The organism is Clavibacter sp. GW821-FHT01D01 (assembly GCF_059422605.1).
On sequence record NZ_JBWKXC010000005.1, the window covers coordinates 35,574 to 52,238 of the forward strand.

At 74.8% G+C, this 16,665-nt stretch carries 19 protein-coding genes; 12 read left to right on the plus strand and 7 right to left on the minus strand.

What is annotated here, in order from left to right; all coding sequences use genetic code 11:
• Window positions 1–5: 5 nt before the first annotated feature.
• Entirely contained in the window at window positions 6–776 is a 771-nt protein-coding gene (locus tag AC07VC_RS08465) for a dienelactone hydrolase family protein (RefSeq protein WP_494675754.1), read from the plus strand.
• A gap of 105 nt (window positions 777–881) precedes the next feature.
• Window positions 882–2,144: an LCP family protein gene (locus AC07VC_RS08470; protein ID WP_317229146.1), complete on the plus strand. Its 1,263-nt coding sequence runs from the start codon at window positions 882–884 to the stop codon at window positions 2,142–2,144.
• Between the two features lie 22 nt (window positions 2,145–2,166).
• On the opposite strand, the gene pnuC is transcribed toward AC07VC_RS08470, so the two are convergent.
• The gene (pnuC, locus tag AC07VC_RS08475) at window positions 2,167–2,865 is read right to left on the minus strand and encodes a nicotinamide riboside transporter PnuC (RefSeq protein WP_317229147.1); all 699 of its coding nucleotides are present in this window, start codon (window positions 2,863–2,865) and stop codon (window positions 2,167–2,169) included.
• Window positions 2,866–3,033: 168 nt separating this feature from the next.
• Window positions 3,034–3,357: a DUF6504 family protein gene (locus AC07VC_RS08480; RefSeq protein ID WP_494675755.1), complete on the minus strand. Its 324-nt coding sequence runs from the start codon at window positions 3,355–3,357 to the stop codon at window positions 3,034–3,036.
• A gap of 254 nt (window positions 3,358–3,611) precedes the next feature.
• On the opposite strand from AC07VC_RS08480, the gene AC07VC_RS08485 reads away from it, so the two are divergent.
• Complete coding sequence (locus AC07VC_RS08485; protein WP_494675756.1) at window positions 3,612–4,481, plus strand: aldo/keto reductase; 870 nt, start codon at window positions 3,612–3,614, stop codon at window positions 4,479–4,481.
• 69 nt (window positions 4,482–4,550) lie between these two features.
• Here the strand turns inward: AC07VC_RS08485 and AC07VC_RS08490 are convergent, their stop codons facing one another.
• Together AC07VC_RS08490 and AC07VC_RS08495 are read right to left on the minus strand one after the other, a co-directional pair.
• The gene (locus AC07VC_RS08490) at window positions 4,551–5,651 is read right to left on the minus strand and encodes an App1 family protein phosphatidate phosphatase (RefSeq protein WP_317229149.1); all 1,101 of its coding nucleotides are present in this window, start codon (window positions 5,649–5,651) and stop codon (window positions 4,551–4,553) included.
• Between the two features lie 54 nt (window positions 5,652–5,705).
• On the minus strand, window positions 5,706–6,437 hold the full coding sequence (locus AC07VC_RS08495) for an SOS response-associated peptidase (RefSeq protein WP_317229150.1): 732 nt from the start codon (window positions 6,435–6,437) through the stop codon (window positions 5,706–5,708).
• 191 nt (window positions 6,438–6,628) lie between these two features.
• Here AC07VC_RS08495 and AC07VC_RS08500 point away from each other — a divergent pair, with 191 nt between their 5' ends.
• The 8 genes from AC07VC_RS08500 to AC07VC_RS08535 all read left to right on the plus strand — a co-directional run bounded on the left by AC07VC_RS08500 (window position 6,629) and on the right by AC07VC_RS08535 (window position 13,611).
• Window positions 6,629–7,534 (plus strand): ABC transporter ATP-binding protein, encoded by a 906-nt coding sequence (locus AC07VC_RS08500; protein ID WP_494675757.1) that lies wholly within the window; start codon window positions 6,629–6,631, stop codon window positions 7,532–7,534.
• Complete coding sequence (locus AC07VC_RS08505; protein WP_494675758.1) at window positions 7,531–8,226, plus strand: ABC transporter permease; 696 nt, start codon at window positions 7,531–7,533, stop codon at window positions 8,224–8,226. The genes AC07VC_RS08500 and AC07VC_RS08505 overlap by 4 nt, the downstream gene beginning before the upstream one ends.
• On the plus strand, window positions 8,223–8,948 hold the full coding sequence (locus tag AC07VC_RS08510; RefSeq protein WP_317229153.1) for an ABC transporter permease: 726 nt from the start codon (window positions 8,223–8,225) through the stop codon (window positions 8,946–8,948). Before AC07VC_RS08505 ends, AC07VC_RS08510 begins: the two co-directional genes overlap by 4 nt.
• Window positions 8,949–8,961: 13 nt before the next feature.
• Window positions 8,962–9,891 carry an ABC transporter substrate-binding protein gene (locus AC07VC_RS08515; RefSeq protein ID WP_317229154.1) on the plus strand — a complete coding sequence of 310 codons (930 nt, stop codon included), beginning with the start codon at window positions 8,962–8,964 and terminating at the stop codon, window positions 9,889–9,891.
• Between the two features lie 141 nt (window positions 9,892–10,032).
• Window positions 10,033–10,482: a DUF3618 domain-containing protein gene (locus AC07VC_RS08520; protein ID WP_494675759.1), complete on the plus strand. Its 450-nt coding sequence runs from the start codon at window positions 10,033–10,035 to the stop codon at window positions 10,480–10,482.
• Window positions 10,479–11,720, plus strand: a complete 1,242-nt coding sequence (locus AC07VC_RS08525; protein WP_494676563.1) for a type III polyketide synthase — start codon at window positions 10,479–10,481, stop codon at window positions 11,718–11,720. Before AC07VC_RS08520 ends, AC07VC_RS08525 begins: the two co-directional genes overlap by 4 nt.
• Window positions 11,720–12,424 (plus strand): class I SAM-dependent methyltransferase, encoded by a 705-nt coding sequence (locus tag AC07VC_RS08530; protein ID WP_494675760.1) that lies wholly within the window; start codon window positions 11,720–11,722, stop codon window positions 12,422–12,424. Before AC07VC_RS08525 ends, AC07VC_RS08530 begins: the two co-directional genes overlap by 1 nt.
• The gene (locus tag AC07VC_RS08535) at window positions 12,421–13,611 is read left to right on the plus strand and encodes an FAD-dependent oxidoreductase (protein ID WP_494675761.1); all 1,191 of its coding nucleotides are present in this window, start codon (window positions 12,421–12,423) and stop codon (window positions 13,609–13,611) included. Before AC07VC_RS08530 ends, AC07VC_RS08535 begins: the two co-directional genes overlap by 4 nt.
• On the opposite strand, the gene AC07VC_RS08540 is transcribed toward AC07VC_RS08535, so the two are convergent.
• Both AC07VC_RS08540 and AC07VC_RS08545 read right to left on the minus strand, forming a co-directional pair.
• Window positions 13,604–14,449, minus strand: coding sequence for a UbiA family prenyltransferase (locus AC07VC_RS08540; RefSeq protein ID WP_494675762.1), 846 nt, complete (start codon window positions 14,447–14,449; stop codon window positions 13,604–13,606). The genes AC07VC_RS08535 and AC07VC_RS08540 overlap by 8 nt on opposite strands.
• Window positions 14,446–14,916, minus strand: coding sequence for a GNAT family N-acetyltransferase (locus tag AC07VC_RS08545; RefSeq protein WP_494675763.1), 471 nt, complete (start codon window positions 14,914–14,916; stop codon window positions 14,446–14,448). Before AC07VC_RS08545 ends, AC07VC_RS08540 begins: the two co-directional genes overlap by 4 nt.
• A gap of 57 nt (window positions 14,917–14,973) precedes the next feature.
• Here AC07VC_RS08545 and AC07VC_RS08550 point away from each other — a divergent pair, with 57 nt between their 5' ends.
• Complete coding sequence (locus AC07VC_RS08550; RefSeq protein WP_494675764.1) at window positions 14,974–15,498, plus strand: GNAT family N-acetyltransferase; 525 nt, start codon at window positions 14,974–14,976, stop codon at window positions 15,496–15,498.
• 398 nt (window positions 15,499–15,896) lie between these two features.
• On the opposite strand, the gene AC07VC_RS08555 is transcribed toward AC07VC_RS08550, so the two are convergent.
• On the minus strand, window positions 15,897–16,364 hold the full coding sequence (locus AC07VC_RS08555; protein WP_494675765.1) for a hypothetical protein: 468 nt from the start codon (window positions 16,362–16,364) through the stop codon (window positions 15,897–15,899).
• Window positions 16,365–16,665 lie beyond the last annotated feature (301 nt).

The window sequence follows — 16,665 nt, forward strand, 5'->3', positions numbered from 1 at the left end:
AGGGCATGCCCGTGACGCTCACCGATATCCCGCTGCCCGCCGCCGGCCCCGGGGCGTCCCCAGGCCTCCACGGCGTGCTCGCCGTGCCCGAGGGCGAGGGGCCGTGGCCGGCGGTCGTGGTCGTGCACGAGGCGTTCGGCGTGACCGCGGTCATGCGCCGCCAGGCCGAGCGACTGGCGGAGGCCGGGTTCCTCGCGCTCATGCCCGACCTCTTCTCCGCCGGCGGCGCGCGCCGCTGCCTGGCGTCCACGTTCCGCACGCTCGCGGCGGGGGAGGGGCGCGCGTTCGTCGACGTCGAGTCCGCCCGCCGGCTGCTCGTCGGCCGGTCCGACTGCACCGGCCGCGTGGGCGTCATCGGCTTCTGCATGGGCGGCGGCTTCGCCCTCGCGGCGGCCTCCCGCGGCTTCGACGCGTCGAGCGTCAACTACGGCATGCTCCCGGAGGACCTCGACGGCGTGCTCGACGGCGCCTGCCCGATCGTCGCCAGCTACGGCGGGCGCGACCGGCAGCTGGCGGGATCCGCCGACCGGCTCGAGGCCGCCCTCGCCGTGCACGGGATCCCGCACGACGTGCGCGAGTACCCGGACGCCGGTCACGCGTTCCTCAACGACGCCGAGACGGGTCCGCGCGCGCTGCGTCCCGTGCTGCGGGCCGTCGGCATGGGACCCGAGCCCGCCTCCGCGGCGGACGCGTGGCGCCGCATCGACGCGTTCCTCGACGCGCACCTCCGCGCCGGCCACCGGGACGGCGCCCCGGCGGGTGCGGCAGGCTCCTAGCGCATCCGGCCGCGTGCCGAGGAGACGCTCCACCGGCCTCGGTTACCCTGTGGGGATCCGGGCGGCCACGCCCGAGCCTCCCCGCCCGGCGACGAGAGACCCACCATGCAGCATGCCCCCCAGAGGACCCGCGCCGATCGGGCCCGCGTCAGCGGCATCGCCCGCCACGGACGACTCCGCGCCCCGAGCGCCGGACGCGCGGTGGCGAAGGCCGTCGCCGCGGTCGCCGCGGTCTCGCTCGTCGCGACGGTCTCCGTCGTCGCCATCGCGGCCTGGGACCTCTCCCGCACCGTCGCCGCGAACCAGGTCGACATCTCCGGCGGGCAGTCCCTTCCGCCGTCGCTCGGCGGCATCGACGGCGGCGCGAACATCCTCATCGTCGGCAGCGACAGCCGCGAGGGCCAGGGCGACGGGTACGGCGCGGCGGCGGACGTGGGCACGGCGACGCTCAACGACGTGACGATGCTGCTCCACATCAGCGAGGACAGCACCCGTGCCACGGTCGTCTCGTTCCCGCGCGACATGCTCGTCCCGATCCCCGCCTGCGAGGGTCCCGACGGCACCCAGTACGCGGCCTCGACGCGCGCCCAGCTCAACGAGTCGCTGTCCCGCGGCGGCTTCGACTGCACCGTGCGCATGGTCGAGGGCCTCACGGGCCTCGACATCCCGTACGGCGGCGTCGTGCAGTTCAACGGCGTGGTCGAGATGTCCAACGCCGTGGGCGGCGTCGAGGTGTGCGTGGCCAACGGCATCTACGACCCCAAGACCGACCTGTCGCTGGACCCGGGCCTCCACAGCCTCAAGGGCAAGGACGCCGTGCAGTTCCTCCGCACCCGCTACGGCGTGGGCGACGGCAGCGACATCTCGCGGATCGGCAACCAGCAGGTGTTCCTCAGCGCGCTCGTGCGGACCATCAAGAGCACGGACACGCTGACGAACCCGGCGAAGCTCTACGGCATCGCGCGCGCCGTGGTCGACAACATGCAGCTGTCCACCTCGCTCGCGGACCTCGACACGCTCGTCTCGGTGGCGCTCACCTTCAAGGACATCCCGCTCGACGACGTCGTGTTCCTGCAGTACCCGGGCACGGTGCTCGCCAACGGCCGCGTGCAGCCCGACGAGGCGGCCGCCGCGCAGCTGGTGAGCCTGCTCGCCTCGGACGCGGACTTCTCCCTCGGCCAGGCCGCGCCGTCCGACGAGTCCGGCAGCGTCCCCGCCGACGGCGCGACCACGCCGCCCGCGACGGAGGAGCCCCCGACGGACGGCTCGACGCCGACGCCGACGCCGTCCTCCACCTCGGAGGTCCTCGACGCGAGCATCACCGGGCAGACCGCGGCGCAGAACACCTGCTCCAACGGCCAGGGCTGATCCGCGGCCGCGCGATCCCGGCCTACCGGTCGGTCGGCGCCTCGACGACGCGCGGATCCGGGAAGGCGGTCTCCACCGCGGGGGCGTCGCCGCCGCGCGCCCGCATCCAGACGAAGAAGCCCACGAGGGTGAAGGCGCCGTAGAAGACGTACATGAAGGCGGACGCGTAGTAGCCCGCGCTCACGAGCAGCGGCACGCCCACGAGGTCGACGGCCACCCAGATCAGCCAGAACTCGACCCAGCCCTTGGCCATGCCGTACGTCGCGAGGAGCGAGCCGACGAAGATCCAGGCGTCGGCCCAGACGGGCTCGTAGGAGCCGAGGGCGCGGAAGACGGGCGTGAGGATCGCGGTCCCGCCCACCAGTGCCACCACCAGCAGGACCCGCTGCCGGCCCGAGGCCCACTGCGGGACGACCGGCGCGCCGCCGTGCCGGGCCTGGCGCCAGCGGTGCCAGCCGTAGACGGACACGGCGATGAACATGACCTGGCGTCCCGCCTGGCCGAGCAGGTTGACGGGGTTGGGCGTGCCGAACACGGCGCCGAGGAACACGGTGAACAGCAGCACGTTGCCGACGATGCCGACGGGCCACGCCCAGACCTTCCGGCGCATGCCGCCGAGCGCGCTGGCGAGGCCGAAGAGGTTGCCGACGATCTCGCGCCAGAGCACCGTCTGGTCGCCGATGCGGAGCTGCGCGTCGAACAGCCACTCGAGTGCCGCCATGCGGGTCCTCCTCCGTGCGCCGCGGTCCGGGTGATCGCGTGCGGGGAGCGCCGCGTGCGGCGCCGCAAGGGTGAAGGCGCGGGCGCGCCGTGCTATTCCCCGAGGACCGCCGTGCGTCGCCGTGCGACGTCCCGCGGCCGGCGCCCGGCCGCGCGCGCGGCTGCGCGGTCAGGCGAACAGCCGCGTGTCGAGCTCGTCGTCCGACGCCGTCACGAGGGACCACCTGCCGCGCGTGTCGACGCTCAGGTCGAACGAGCCGTCCACCCGGCGCGCGCCGGTGGTGAGCGGCACGGCCTCGACGCGCCACATCCGCATCTCCAGCAGGTGGGCGCTCGCGCCGCGGGGCGCGCGGCCCGTGCGCTGCCACCAGTCGACCCGCGCGATCCACCGCTCGGGCGAGCTGACCACCCCGTAGACCACGCCCCGCCAGGTGAACCGCAGCGGCGAGCCGTCCCCGGAGAGCTCGACCTCCACGTCCTCGTCGATCCGCATCATTCCGCTCCTCCCGTCGTCGCGCCGGCCGCGCCTCGTCGTTCGAACGGGTGTTCGAACCTCTTCCTCGAGTGTAGGAACGGGTGCCGACATCCGGGAGGGGAGCGGGCGGATCCACCTCACCCTCGACCGGAGGCTGAGGGTCGGGTGCGCATCCCGTCCGTCGGGCATGGATCGGCGGACGCGCGCGTTGACCCTGGAGTCCCGAGGACGGCAGACGCCGGCCTCGTCGTCGACACCCGAGGAGGGTCCACATGACCGACACCACCACGCGCCCCGCCGGCGCCTCCGGCACGTTCTCCATCGGCGGCGACCTGCCCGTCGTCCGGCTGGGCTACGGCACCATGCAGCTCACGGGCGACGGCGTCTGGGGCGCCCCCGCCGACCCGCAGGAGGCCGTCCGCGTCATCCGCCGCGCTGCCGAGCTGGGCGTCACGTTCTTCGACACCGCCGACTCCTACGGCCCGTTCGTCGCCGAGGAGCTCCTCAAGGAGGCGCTCCACCCCTACGCGGACGACGTGGTCGTCGCCACCAAGGGCGGGCTCACGCGTCCCGGCCCGGGCGACTGGCGTCCCGTCGGCCGTCCCGAGTACCTGCGCCAGCAGGCCGAGCTGAGCCTCCGCCACCTGGGGCTCGAGCGGATCGACCTGTACCAGCTGCACCGCATCGACCCGGCCGTCCCGCTCGCCGACCAGATCGGCGTGCTGAAGGAGCTGCAGACCGAGGGCAAGATCCGCCACATCGGCCTGTCCGAGGTCCAGGTGGAGGACGTGAGGGCTGCCCGCGAGATCGCCGAGATCGTGTCCGTGCAGAACCTCTTCAACCTCGCGAAGCGCGACGCCGAGCCGCTGCTCGACTACGCCGAGGCGGAGGGCATCGCGTTCATCCCGTGGTTCCCGCTCGCGACCGGCGAGCTCGCGAAGGACGGCGGCCCGCTCGACGCGCTCGCGCAGCAGCACGACGCCACCCCGTCGCAGCTCGCGCTCGCGTGGCTCCTCCGCCGCTCGCCCGTCATGCTGCCCATCCCCGGCACGAAGTCGCTCGCGCACGTCGAGGACAACATCGCCGCCGCGGGCATCGAGCTCACGGACGACGAGTTCCAGGCGCTCACCGACGCCGTCTGATCCCCCCGCGCACGCACGAGGGCCCCGCAGGACGCGTCCTGCGGGGCCCTCGTGCGTCCGGTAGCGCGGCTACGACCCGATGCGCGTCCCCGAGTCGTCGGCGAGGCCCAGGTCGTCCAGCTGCGCGAGGAGGCTCGCGCCGTCCGGGGCGTAGACCCACGGCACGGAGCTGTCGAGCGCGCGGCGCTCCGCCTTGGCGCGGCCGCCCGCGAGGACGGCCTCGCCGGCGCTGAGCTGGCGGATGAGCACGACCTTGACGTTGTCGGGGTGCCGTTCCGTCATCTCGCCGTACAGGAGCTCGTCGTGCTGGCCGTCGTCGCCGGCGAGGATCCATCGCACGCGCGGGAACTCCTCGGCGAGCCGCTCCAGGTTGAGCCGCTTGTGCTCCATGCCGCTGCGGAACCACCGGTCGACGGTGGGACCCCAGTCGGTGAGGAGGATCGGGCCCGGCGGGTACAGGTTCCGCGACAGGAACCGGGTGAGCGTGGGCGCCACGTTCCACGCGCCGGTGGACAGGTAGAGCACGGGCGCGCCGGCGTGCCGCACCCGCAGCCGCTCGTAGAGCACGGCCATGCCGGGCGTGGGCGTGCGCGCGTGCTCGTCGAGGACGAAGGTGTTCCAGGCGGCGAGGAACGGACGGGGGAGCGCCGTGACCATGACCGTGTCGTCGATGTCGCTGAGGATCCCGGTGCGCACGTCGTCGCCCACGATGAACACGGGCGCCTCGACGGTCTCCGACCCCTCCGACCGGATGCGGATGGTGTGCCATCCGCTCGTCAGGCTCGCCTCCACGACGGTGTCGACGACCCCGCCGCGGTCCGCCCGGACGTGGTGCTCGGTGCCGTCGATCTCCACCACGACGTCGACGTCGGTGAGCGGCACGCTCGTGAAGCTGCGCCAGCCGCGGACGACCTTGTCGCCGGCCAGGGCGCGCTTGCTCTTCGGGTCGGTGAGGAGGACGCGGCAGAGCACGCGCACCCAGCGCACGGATCCGTACCCCGCGTAGGGGATGACGGTCGGGTGCAGGCCGCGCTTGCGGGCCCGCCCCTCCCGGATCTCGTGGATGCGGTCCTCGATGCGCGCCGCGCGGTGCAGCACGGGTGCGGCGGCCGGCGACTCGAGGAGCGTGCGGGTCGCGTGCTTCTTCTTCTTCTTCGAGGAGGGGGCCACGGCCTCAGTCAACCAGACCCGGGCAGGCGCCGGACGCCGTGCCCGGCGCGGGCCTCACACCGGCCGGGCGAGCTCGGCGGTGTCGGGCGCGCCCTGGTCGATCCCGGGGCCCACCTCGTCCATGGCGAGCTCCTCGACCACGTCCTCCGCCTGGGCGGCGACGGCGCGCAGCAGGTCGGGCGTCCCCTCGGCCGTGGGGTCGAGCCACTCCTCGACCACGTCGGGCGACAGCACGACGGGCATGCGCTCGGCGAGAGCCTCCACCGTGCCGGCCGACGGGCGGGTGAGGACCGCGCAGCTGAGGACCCAGCGGGCCGGGTCGTCGGCGGCCCGCGCCGGGTCGCGCCACCACTCGTACAGCGCGGCCAGCAGGACCACGCCGTCGCCGGCCCCGACGAGGTACGGGGTGCGGAGGCCGTCGTCCGTCTCGTGCCACTCGTAGTAGCCCGAGACGGGGACGGCCGCGCGCCGCGACACGAGTGCCTGCAGCAGCTCCGGGCGGGACGCGAGCGACTCCGCGGGCACCTCGGCGAGCGGCGGGCCCTGATCCGGGCCCGGGGATCCCGCAGGGACGAGCCCGAGGCGCGCGGACTCCAGGCGTCGGACGGGCACCTGGTCCTCCGTGTCGCCCTCCGCGCGGCGCGGGAGCGTGTCGACGACGACCGCCACGCGCTGTCCGGGCGCGATGCGCCAGGACGGGGCGGGGACGTCCGCGCCGGCGTGGTCGACGTCGAGCAGGTCCACGAGGTCGGCGGTGTCGGTGGCCCGGGCGAGGATGCGCGTCATGCCCTCCATCCTGGCCGAGACGCCCGACGCCGCCGTGCGCGGGCGCCCTCCCGCGCACTATCCGCGGAAGGGCCCAGATGTTACGAAGTGGCGTCATCCATCGTGCGGGTACGAACGATCTGCGGGCGACGTGGTTCCCTGGTGTGCCTGGCAAGTGTCGATTCGTAGTGCCTACGAGGAATGAGCCACCCATGATCGAGTTCCACCACGTCCGCAAGCAGTACCCGGACGGCACTCTCGCGATCGAGGACTTCAGCCTCGTCGTCCCCTCGCAGACCACAACGGTCCTCGTCGGCTCCTCCGGCTGCGGCAAGACCACCCTCATGCGCATGATCAACCGGATGGTCGACCCCTCGTCCGGCCGCATCGAGATCGACGGCACGGACATCGCCACGCAGGACGCCGTGAAGCTGCGGCGCAGCATCGGCTACGTCATGCAGAACTCCGGCCTGCTGCCGCACCGCAAGGTCGTCGACAACATCGCGACCGTCCCGCGCCTCACGGGCGTCGACAAGCGGAAGGCCCGCGAGGACGCCCTCGCGCTCATGGACACGGTGGGCCTCGACCGCTCGATGGCCGACCGCTACCCGTCGCAGCTCTCCGGCGGCCAGCAGCAGCGCGTGGGCGTCGCCCGCGGCCTGGCGGTCGACCCGAACATCCTCCTCATGGACGAGCCGTTCGGCGCCGTCGACCCGCTCGTGCGCGACGACCTGCAGCAGGAGCTCATCCGACTGCGCACGCAGCTCGACAAGACCGTCGTCTTCGTGACGCACGACATCGACGAGGCGTTCCTGCTCGGCGACCAGGTCGTGATCCTCGAGAAGGGCGGCCGCATCGCCCAGCAGGGCACGCCGCAGGAGATCCTCTCGAACCCCGCGAACGACTTCGTGCGCGACTTCGTGGGCGCCGACAAGGGCAAGCGCGCGCTCCACCTCGAGGACACCGGCACGGGCCGCGTCCTCGTCGACCGCGACGGCCGGCTGGTCGGCGTCCTCGACGACGCGGAGCGCACCGCCCGGGCGTCCGCAGCCGCCGCGACCGAGGCGGGGGCCGCGCACGCCCCCGGTGCTCCGGCGCAGGGTGCGGGACCCGCGTGAACTGGGTCCTCACGAACATCCAGACGGTGCTCGACCTGGCCGTCGCGCACATCGCGCTGGCCGCCCCGCCCATCCTCATCGGGCTCCTGCTCTCGCTCCCGTTCGGCTGGCTGGCGAACCGCTACCGGCCGGTCCGCGGGCCGCTGCTCACGCTCGGCGGCATCCTGTACACGATCCCGTCGCTGCCGCTGCTCATCGCCATCCCGGCCATCATCGGCACGACGATCATCGACCCCCGGAACGTCGTCGTCGCGCTCACCGTCTACGCCCTCGCGCTCCTCGTGCGCATCACGTCGGACGCGCTGGCGGCCGTCCCCGAGGACGTCAAGCAGTCCGCCACGGCCATGGGGTACTCCGGCTGGGCCCGCTTCTGGCGCGTGGAGCTGCCGCTCGCGGGGCCCGTGCTCCTCGCGGGGCTCCGGGTCATCTCCGTCAGCACGGTGAGCATGGTGACCGTCGGCGCGCTGACCGGCATCCAGAGCCTCGGGACGATCATCCTCAACGGGTACCGCCGCTCGTTCTACACGGAGATCCTCACCGGCGTGGTCGGCATCCTGCTCATCGCGCTGGCGTTCGACCTGCTGCTGCTCCTGGCCGGCCGGCTCCTGATGCCCTGGTCGTCCGTCGCCTCCACCCCGCGCGGGCGTCGCGCCCGCCGCCGCGCGCTCGTGGCCCGAGGGAGCTCCCTGTGAACCAGTTCGCCGAGGCCTTCCAGCTCCTCCTCGACCCCTCCCGGTGGACCGGGACGGGCGGCTACGCCCTCGGGCTACGCGACCACCTCTGGTACACGTTCCTCGCCATCGCGCTGGCCTCCGTGGTCGCCGTCCCCGCGGGGCTCTACATCGGGCACACCGGCCGCGGCCGGAACGTCGCGGTGGGCCTGTCCGGCGGTCTCCGCGCCCTGCCGACGCTCGGCGTGCTCGTCCTCCTCGGGCTGTACTTCGGGATCGGGCTCACCGGGCCCATCGTCACCTTCGCGATCCTCGGCATCCCGCCGCTCCTGGCGGGCGTCTACGCCGGCGTGCTCGCCGTCGACCGGGCCACGATCGACGCGGCGCGCGCGGTGGGGCTCACCGAGTGGCAGATCCTCGGCCGCGTCGAGATCCCGCTCGCGCTGCCGCTCATCATCAGCGGGTTCCGGGCGTCGACCCTGCAGGTCATCAGCACCGTCACGCTCGGGGCCTACCTCGGCCTCGGCGGCCTCGGGCCGTACATCTTCACCGGCCTCACGACGCGGAACTTCCCGCTCATGCTCAGCGGCGCGATCCTCGTCACCGCCCTCGCGCTCGTCGTCGACGGCGTCTTCGCCGTCGTGCAGCGCCTCGTGATCCCGCGGGGCGTCGTCGCCGCCGCCGGACGCACCCCCGACTCCGCCCGGACCTCGTCGAGGCCGGCGGTCAGCACCACCTCCTGAAAGGAACACAGCAATGTCCCACAGCATCTCCCGCCGGCTCCTCGTCGGCACCGTCGCGCTGGGCACCGCGATGGCCCTCGCCGGCTGCGCGTCCGGCGACCCCCTCGACACCTCGGGCGAGGCGGCCTCGACCGCCCCGAGCGACACCATCTCCGTCGGCTCCGCCGCGTTCGGCGAGAACGTCATCCTCGCCGAGATCTACGCCCAGGCCCTCGAGGCCAACGACGTGAAGGTCACCCGCAACCTGCAGATCGGCGAGCGCGAGGTCTACCTCAAGGCGCTCGAGGAGGGGTCCATCGACCTCATCCCCGAGTACACGGGCAACCTGCTCTCCGCCTACGACGCGGAGTCCACGGCCACGTCCAGCGACGACGTCTACTCCGCGCTCGGCGACGCCCTGCCCGACGGCTTCGAGGTGCTCGACGAGTCGCCCGCCGAGGACAAGGACTCCTACAACGTCACCAAGGAGTACTCCGAGACGAACGGCGTGACCAGCCTCGCGGACCTCGCGGACAAGGGCGCCATCAACGTCGGCGGCGGCGCCGTCCTGGGCGAGCGCGAGTACGGCATCCCCGGCCTCACCGACGTCTACGGCATCGACGCGACCCTCGTCACCATCGAGGACCAGGGCGGCCCCAACACCGTCAAGGCGCTCCTCGACGGCCAGGTGCAGATCGCGAACATCTACTCCACCACCCCGTCGATCCTCGACAACGGGTTCGTCACCTTGGAGGACCCGGAGAACCTCATCAAGGCGCAGAACGTCGTGCCGCTCGTCAACACGGCGAAGATGAACCCGGACGTCACGGCGATCCTCGACGAGGTGTCGGCCGCGCTGACCACCGAGGACCTCACCGAGATGAACCGCCGCAACCAGGGCGACGAGAAGGCGGAGCCCGCCGCCATCGCCGCCGACTGGCTGAAGGACAAGGCCCTCTTCTAAGGGGAGCCGGCCGGGCGGCGACGCCCGGGACACCCGCGAGGGGCCGTCGCGCGAGCGCCGGCCCCTCGCGCCGTCGCAGCCCGCCCGGGCGGACGGAGCATGATGGACCTACCGCTGTCCGACCGACGAAGGAGCCCGCGCATGGCGAAGAAGAAGTCCCCGACCGGCGAGGTGAGCGTCCTCGGCGCCGTGACCACCGTGGCCCGCGAGGTGCGCAAGCACAAGACGGTCGCCGAGTCCGCGCCGCGCGGCGAGGGCGCGAACATCCCGCCCGCCCCCAAGCGGAGCCCCGAGGAGCTGAAGCGCGACATCCAGGCCGGACGCGACGAGCTCGCCCGCACCGTCCGCGAGCTCGAGACCGCCCTCGACGTGCCCGCCCGCGCCTCCGAGCTGAAGGCCGACGCTGCCGGCCGCGCCCGGGCCGTCCGCGATGACGTCACCGCGCGCGTCCGCTCCACCGCCGACGACGTCTCGCGGCGCACGCGGGAGTTCACCCGCAAGGACCCCGCCCTCGCCGCGTCGATCGGCGCGGGCGCCGTCGCCGTCGTGCTCGCGGTGGGCGCCGCCGTCGTGTCCGGCGGCCGACGCTGACCGCCTCGATCCGCTCCATCGCCACGGCGGTGCCGCCGACCGTGCTCCCGCAGGACGGCGTGCGGGACCTCTTCGGCAGCCAGCCGGAGCTCGGGCGCCTGGGCACCCGGCTGGTGTCCGCGGCGTTCGGGGCGTCCGGAATCACCACGCGCCGCACGGTGATCCGGGAGCTCGGCACGGCCCCCGGCATGGCCGAGGGTGCCGCGACCGACTCGTCCCTCCCCGCGGACGCCGATGCGGCCGAGCCCGTCTTCTACGACCGCGCGAGCGGCCGGATCCTGACCCCGGGAACCGGCGCCCGCAACGACGCGTACATCCGCGCGGCGCGCCCGCTGCTGCTCGAGGCGGCGCGCGGTGCCGTCGCCGAGGCCGCGGGCATCGAGGCTGACGACGTCACCCACGTGGTCACCGTGTCCTGCACCGGGTTCTACGCGCCCGGTCCCGACTACGACGTGGTGCGCGGGCTCGGCCTCCGCGCCTCCACCCAGCGCTTCCACCTCGGGTTCATGGGCTGCTACGGCGCCTTCCCCGCGCTCCGCATGGCCTCCCAGTTCTGCGCCGCCGACGAGGACGCCGTCGTCCTCGTCGTGTGCGTCGAGCTGTGCTCGCTGCACCTGCACTCCTCGGGCGACGCCGACACCATCGTCGCGTCGTCGGTGTTCGGCGACGGCGCCGCCGCCGTGGTCGTGACGGCGCGGACCGCCCCGGCGGGGTCCACCGTGCTCGACCTCGACGCGTTCGAGACCGTCCTCACGCCCGTCGGCGAGGAGGACATGGCGTGGACCATCGGCGACCAGGGCTTCGACATGATCCTCTCCAGCTACGTGCCGCGGATCATCGACGACCACATCACCGGCGCGCTCGAGCCGCTGTGGGCCCAGGTCCCCGAGCTGGCCGGCGTCGCGCCGGCGGGCATCGAGCGGTGGGCGATCCACCCGGGCGGGCGGAGCATCCTCGACCGCGTCGAGGACCGGCTCTCTCTCACGCCCGCTCAGCTGGAGCCGTCGCGGTCGACGCTCGCCGAGGTCGGCAACATGTCGAGCGCCACGGTGCTGTTCGTGCTGCGGAGGATCCTGCACGCCACGCCGCCGGCCGACGTGCCGGGCGTCGCGGCGGAGCGGCTCGTCGAGCGCGACGCCGCGCCCGTCGAGGGACCGGGCACGGGCCGCGTGTGCGCCATGGCGTTCGGCCCCGGCCTCACGGTCGAGACGGCGCTGATGACGCGCCGGACCGCCTGATGGACCTCTCCCGCCGCGACGCGGAGCTCACCGAGCTCATGGACGACCCGGACTGCGACCCCGACGCCCTCGCGCGGACCTACGCGCGGTTCGGGTCGGTGAACCGCGTGGTGGCGGGGTGGCGGGGCGTGTACCGGTCGCGGATCCGCCCGACGCTGTCGGCGGAGCGGGACACCGCGCTCCTCGACATCGGCTCGGGCGGGGGCGACGTGCCGCTCGCGCTCGCGCGGTGGGCGCGGCGCGACGGGCTGCGGCTGACCGTCACCGGCATCGACCCGGACCCCCGGGCGACCGCGTTCGCGCGCGCCCGACCGGCGGATCCAGATGTGACCTTCGTCGCGGCGTCGAGCGCGGACCTCGTGGCGGACGGCCGCCGGTTCGACCTCGTGACGAGCAACCACGTGCTGCACCACCTCGACGACGACGCGCTCGACGCCCTCCTCGCCGACTCCGCCGCCCTCGCCCCGAGGGCGCTGCACAACGACATCGCGCGGGGCCGTCTCGCCTACGCGGTCTACGGTCCGGCGTCCCGGCTCGTCGCGCGCGGGTCCTTCGTGCACGTCGACGGGCTCCGCTCCATCCGCCGCAGCTGGACCCCCGCGGAGCTCGCCCTGCGCGTGCCGCCCGGGTGGCGCGTCGAGGGCGCCGTGCCCTTCCGGGTGCTGCTCGTGCGCGACCCCGCCGCCGGGCGCGCGCGCCCGTGAGCCGCGTCGACGTCCTGGTCGTGGGCGGCGGCCCCGTGGGGATCCACCTCGCGGCGCTCCTCGCGCAGGCCGGGCTCGACGTGCGCGTGTGGGAGGCGCGGGGGCGTCCGGCGGCGCTGTCGCGCGCCATCGGGATCCACGCGCCGTCGCTCGCCGCGTTCGCCCGCCTGGGCGTGGCCGACGAGGTGGTCGCCGAGGCCGTGCTCGTCCGGCGCGGGATCGCCCGCGGGCGCGACCGGGAGCTCGGGCGGGTCGCGTTCGACCGGGTGTCCACCGCGCATCCGTACGTGGCCGCGCTGCCGCAGTGGCGCACCGAGGCGATCCTGGCCCGACGCCTCGCCGAGCTCGCACCGGGGGCCGTCCACCGGGGCGTGACGCTCACGGGCCTCGACGCCGACCCCGTCGACGCCCCGGGCGGGCGGGTCCGCGCGACGGGCTGGGACGGCGACGGCGCGGCCGTCGAGGTGTCCGCGGCCGTGGTCGTCGGGGCGGACGGCACGCGCGGCCCGGTGCGCGGGCTCCTCGGGATCGGGGTCGACGGGCGCGACCTGCCGGACCGCTTCCTCATGGGCGACGCCCCGGACGCCACGGGCTCGGGGGACGACGCGGTGGTCACGCTGCACCCGGACGGCGTCGTCGAGTCGTTCCCGCTGCCGGGCCTCCGGCGCCGCTGGGTCGTCGGGATCCGCGACGGGCAGGGCGCTCCGGGCACCGCGGAGGACCTCGCCCGCATCGTCCGCGACCGCACCGGGCACACGGTGGACCCGGCGACGCTCGAGACCGTCAGCGCGTTCGGCGTCCGTCGGCGGCTCGCGCGGCGCATGGCCTCCGGGCGCGCCCTGCTGATCGGGGACGCCGCCCACGAGATCAGCCCCATCGGCGGGCAGGGGATGAACCTCGGCTGGCTCGACGCCGACGCCCTCGCGCCCCTCCTCGTGGACGCCGTCCGGCACCGTGGCGGCCTCCTCGACAGGCGCCGGGTCGCGGCCTGGGAACGGGACCGCCGGGCGAGCGCGCGGCGTGCGGCCGTGCAGTCCGAGATCAACACGGCGCTCGGCCGGCCGGTGCGCGGTCTCACGCGGCGCGTCCGCGATGCGGGGCTCCGCGCCGTGCTCGCCTCGCCCGCCGCGGGGGCGCTCGCCTCCGTCTACGCCATGGGGCGGGACAGGGCCGCGCGCGTCAGGTGAGGCGGGTGGCGTTCACCGCGACCTGGGCGACGAGCAGCAGCGACGCCGCCATGATGAGCTGGAACAGCAGGCGGCCGGGCGGCCGGGTGACGACGCGCACCGCGCCCGCCGCCGCGATGCCGAGCGTGACGACGAGACCCGCCACGGCGAGCGGGGTGACGGCGTGCGCCGGATCCGCGATCACCGGCCCGGCGGCCGCGACGACCGCGCCGAGGGCGAGCGCCCCGAACGCGACGAGCCCCGAGGGCACCCGGCCGAGGCGGTGCGGGAGTCCGCGGACGCCCGTGCGGGCGTCGTCGTCGAGGTCGGGCAGCACGTTGGTGAAGTGGATGGAGACGCCGAGCACCGCCCCGGTGGCCACCGCCCACGCGGCCGCCGGCACCGGATCCTCCGCGCCCAGCGCCACGACCGTCGGCAGGATGCCGAAGGCGACGAGGAACGGGACCACGCTGAGGGCCGTGCGCTTGAGGCCCGCGTTGTAGGCCCACCCGGATCCCACGAGCACGACGTGCGCGAGGAGGAACGCCGGGCCGAGCGCGGCGGACGCGACCAGGCACGCCGCCGCGGTGCCGAGCGCCGCCGCCCGCACCTGGCCGACCGTGACCTCCCCGCGCGCGACGGGCTTGTCGGCGCGGGCGACGCTGCGGTCGCGCTCGGCGTCGATCCAGTCGTTGGAGAGCCCGATGGACAGCTGCCCGAGGAGCACCGCGACCGCGACCGCGACCACGCGCCCCGCCCCGTAGCCGAGGGCGACGGCGAGACCGGCCGCCAGCACCGTGACGGTGGCGGTGGGTCCCGGGTGGGAGGAGAGGGCGAGGAGCCGCAGCCGCCGGATCACGCGAGCGTCAGCCCGTAGCAGCGCGAGCCCTCGGAGTCGGCGTAGGCGCCGAAGCGGGGGATCTCCGCCCAGCCCTCGCGGCGGTAGAACCGCATGGCGTCCGGCTGCTCGGATCCGGTCTCGAGCACCAGGTCGACCACCCCGAGGTCGCGGGCCGCCGCCTCGAGGGCGCGCAGGAGGGCGGTGGCCACCCCGGTGCCGCGCGCCGACGGCACGACGTACATGCGCTTCAGCTCCGCCCACGGGACGCCGGGGGAGCGCTCGCCGAGCAGCCGGATCCCGCCGCAGCCGACGGGAGCGCCGGTCGCGTCGCGGGCCACGAGGAACGCGGCCACGTCGGCGGCGGTCGGCTTCGTGCCGGGCTCGGTGTCGCCGCCGTAGCGGACGTCGAGCTCGACGCGCTGGGCGGCGCGGAGGAGGGTCGCGTCCTCGTCGTCCCAGTCGACCCGGGAGATGGTGCAGTCCATGCGTCGATCCTGCCGCACCGGCCGGGTCCGCCCGACCGCGGCCGATAGCCTTCCGGGATGAGGATCCGCCCCGCCGAGCCCCGCGACATCGACGACCTGCTCGCGATCCGCAACGACGCCATCCTCCGCTCCACGGCGCTCTGGACCGACGAGCCGGTGGACCGCGCGGAGCGCGAGTCGTGGTTCCGGGAGACGACGGAGGCGGGCGACCCGATCCTCGTCGCGGAGGTCGAAGGCGAGTTCGCGGGCTACGGCACCTACGGGCCGTGGCGGCGGATGTCCGGCTACCGGTTCTCCGTGGAGGACTCGGTGTACGTGCGCGACGCGTTCCACGGCCGGGGCATCGGCCGGGCGCTCGTGGAGGCGGTCGTCGAGCACGCGCGGCAGGCCGGCAAGCACGCGGTCTTCGCGGACATCGAGGCGGGGAACGCGGGATCCATCCGGCTGCACGAGCGCCTGGGCTTCCGCCAGGTGGGGCTCCTGCCCGGCATCGGCTGGAAGTTCGGGCGGTCGCTGGACCTCGCGATCCTGCACCTGCCGCTCGTCGACGACGCGACGGCCGTGGAGGCGGAGCGCGACTGAGACGAGCGGTAGACCGTCGAGGGGCCCGGCACGCGTAGACGACGGCGGGAGGCGCGGACGGTCGAGGGGCCCGGCACGCGTAGACGACGGCGGGAGGCGCGGACGGTCGAGAGGCCCGGCACGCTCGGACGGCACGGGGCGGACGGTCGAGAGGCCCGGCACGGGGCGCGGGAACGCCACGGGTGCCGGGCCTCTCCGGTGACCTCGGCCCTTCGGGGGGACGGGGAGATCGCCGTGGTCCGGGAGCCGTCCAGTCCGGGGGGGTGGACGGACGGGCTCGTCGGGTTGCGAGCACCTGGCCCAAGGGGGGGGGTAAGGGCCGTGCGCTCGATATGAACCCTACCCGGGTCCCCCATAATGCGGACACCGGGGGATGGCCCCAGAAAGAGGGGCGCGCGTCAGTCGTGCGACTCGTCGAGCTCGCGGCCGCCGACGGCGACGACGGCGTCCCGGAGGGCGTGGAACTGCTCGACGGTCAGGCCGTTGCGGAGGAGGTAGGGCTCCACGCCGCCGCGGCCGGCGAGGGAGTGCAGCGACTGGATGACGGGCGCGGGATCCCCGGCCGCGGCGTGCTGCGCGGCGTCGCGCACGTCGAGGCCGCCCGCCACGAGCGCCAGGGCGACGACGAGGGCGTCCTCGACGGACGCGGTGCGGGCGTCGAAGCGCGCCGCCGGGATCCCCGCGTCGAGTCGGTCCGCGGCCTCGGCGACCCGCCCGGTGAGCCGAGCGCCGTCGGCGGCGAGGAGGCCGACGAAGGCGGACGCGGGAGCGCCGGAGGCCGGCTGGCCCGACGGGGACGCGGGCGCGGCCCCCGCGGGTCGTGGGCCGAGGTCGGAGGCCGGGGAGGCGGGTGCGGAGGAGGTCATGGCGGCGGCCCTTCGGTCGACGTGCGCGGTGCGGGTGCGGCGGTCCGGGGGATCCGGGCGGCCGGCGGGCGACGGGGCCGGCGGGCGGCTCCGCGGGTGGCGGGCGCACCGGGTCGACGCCGATCCGGTGCGTGCCCCGAGCGTCACCCGACCAGGTGAACGACCGGTGTCGCGCATCCCGCCTCCCGGCCAACGCGACCCGGCGGGGAAGCGCCGCGACCCGGCGGGGAAGCGCCGCGGATCGTCGGCGGGCACTCGCGCGGATCGTCTACAAGTCGTAGAATGGAGGCGTCGCGATGGA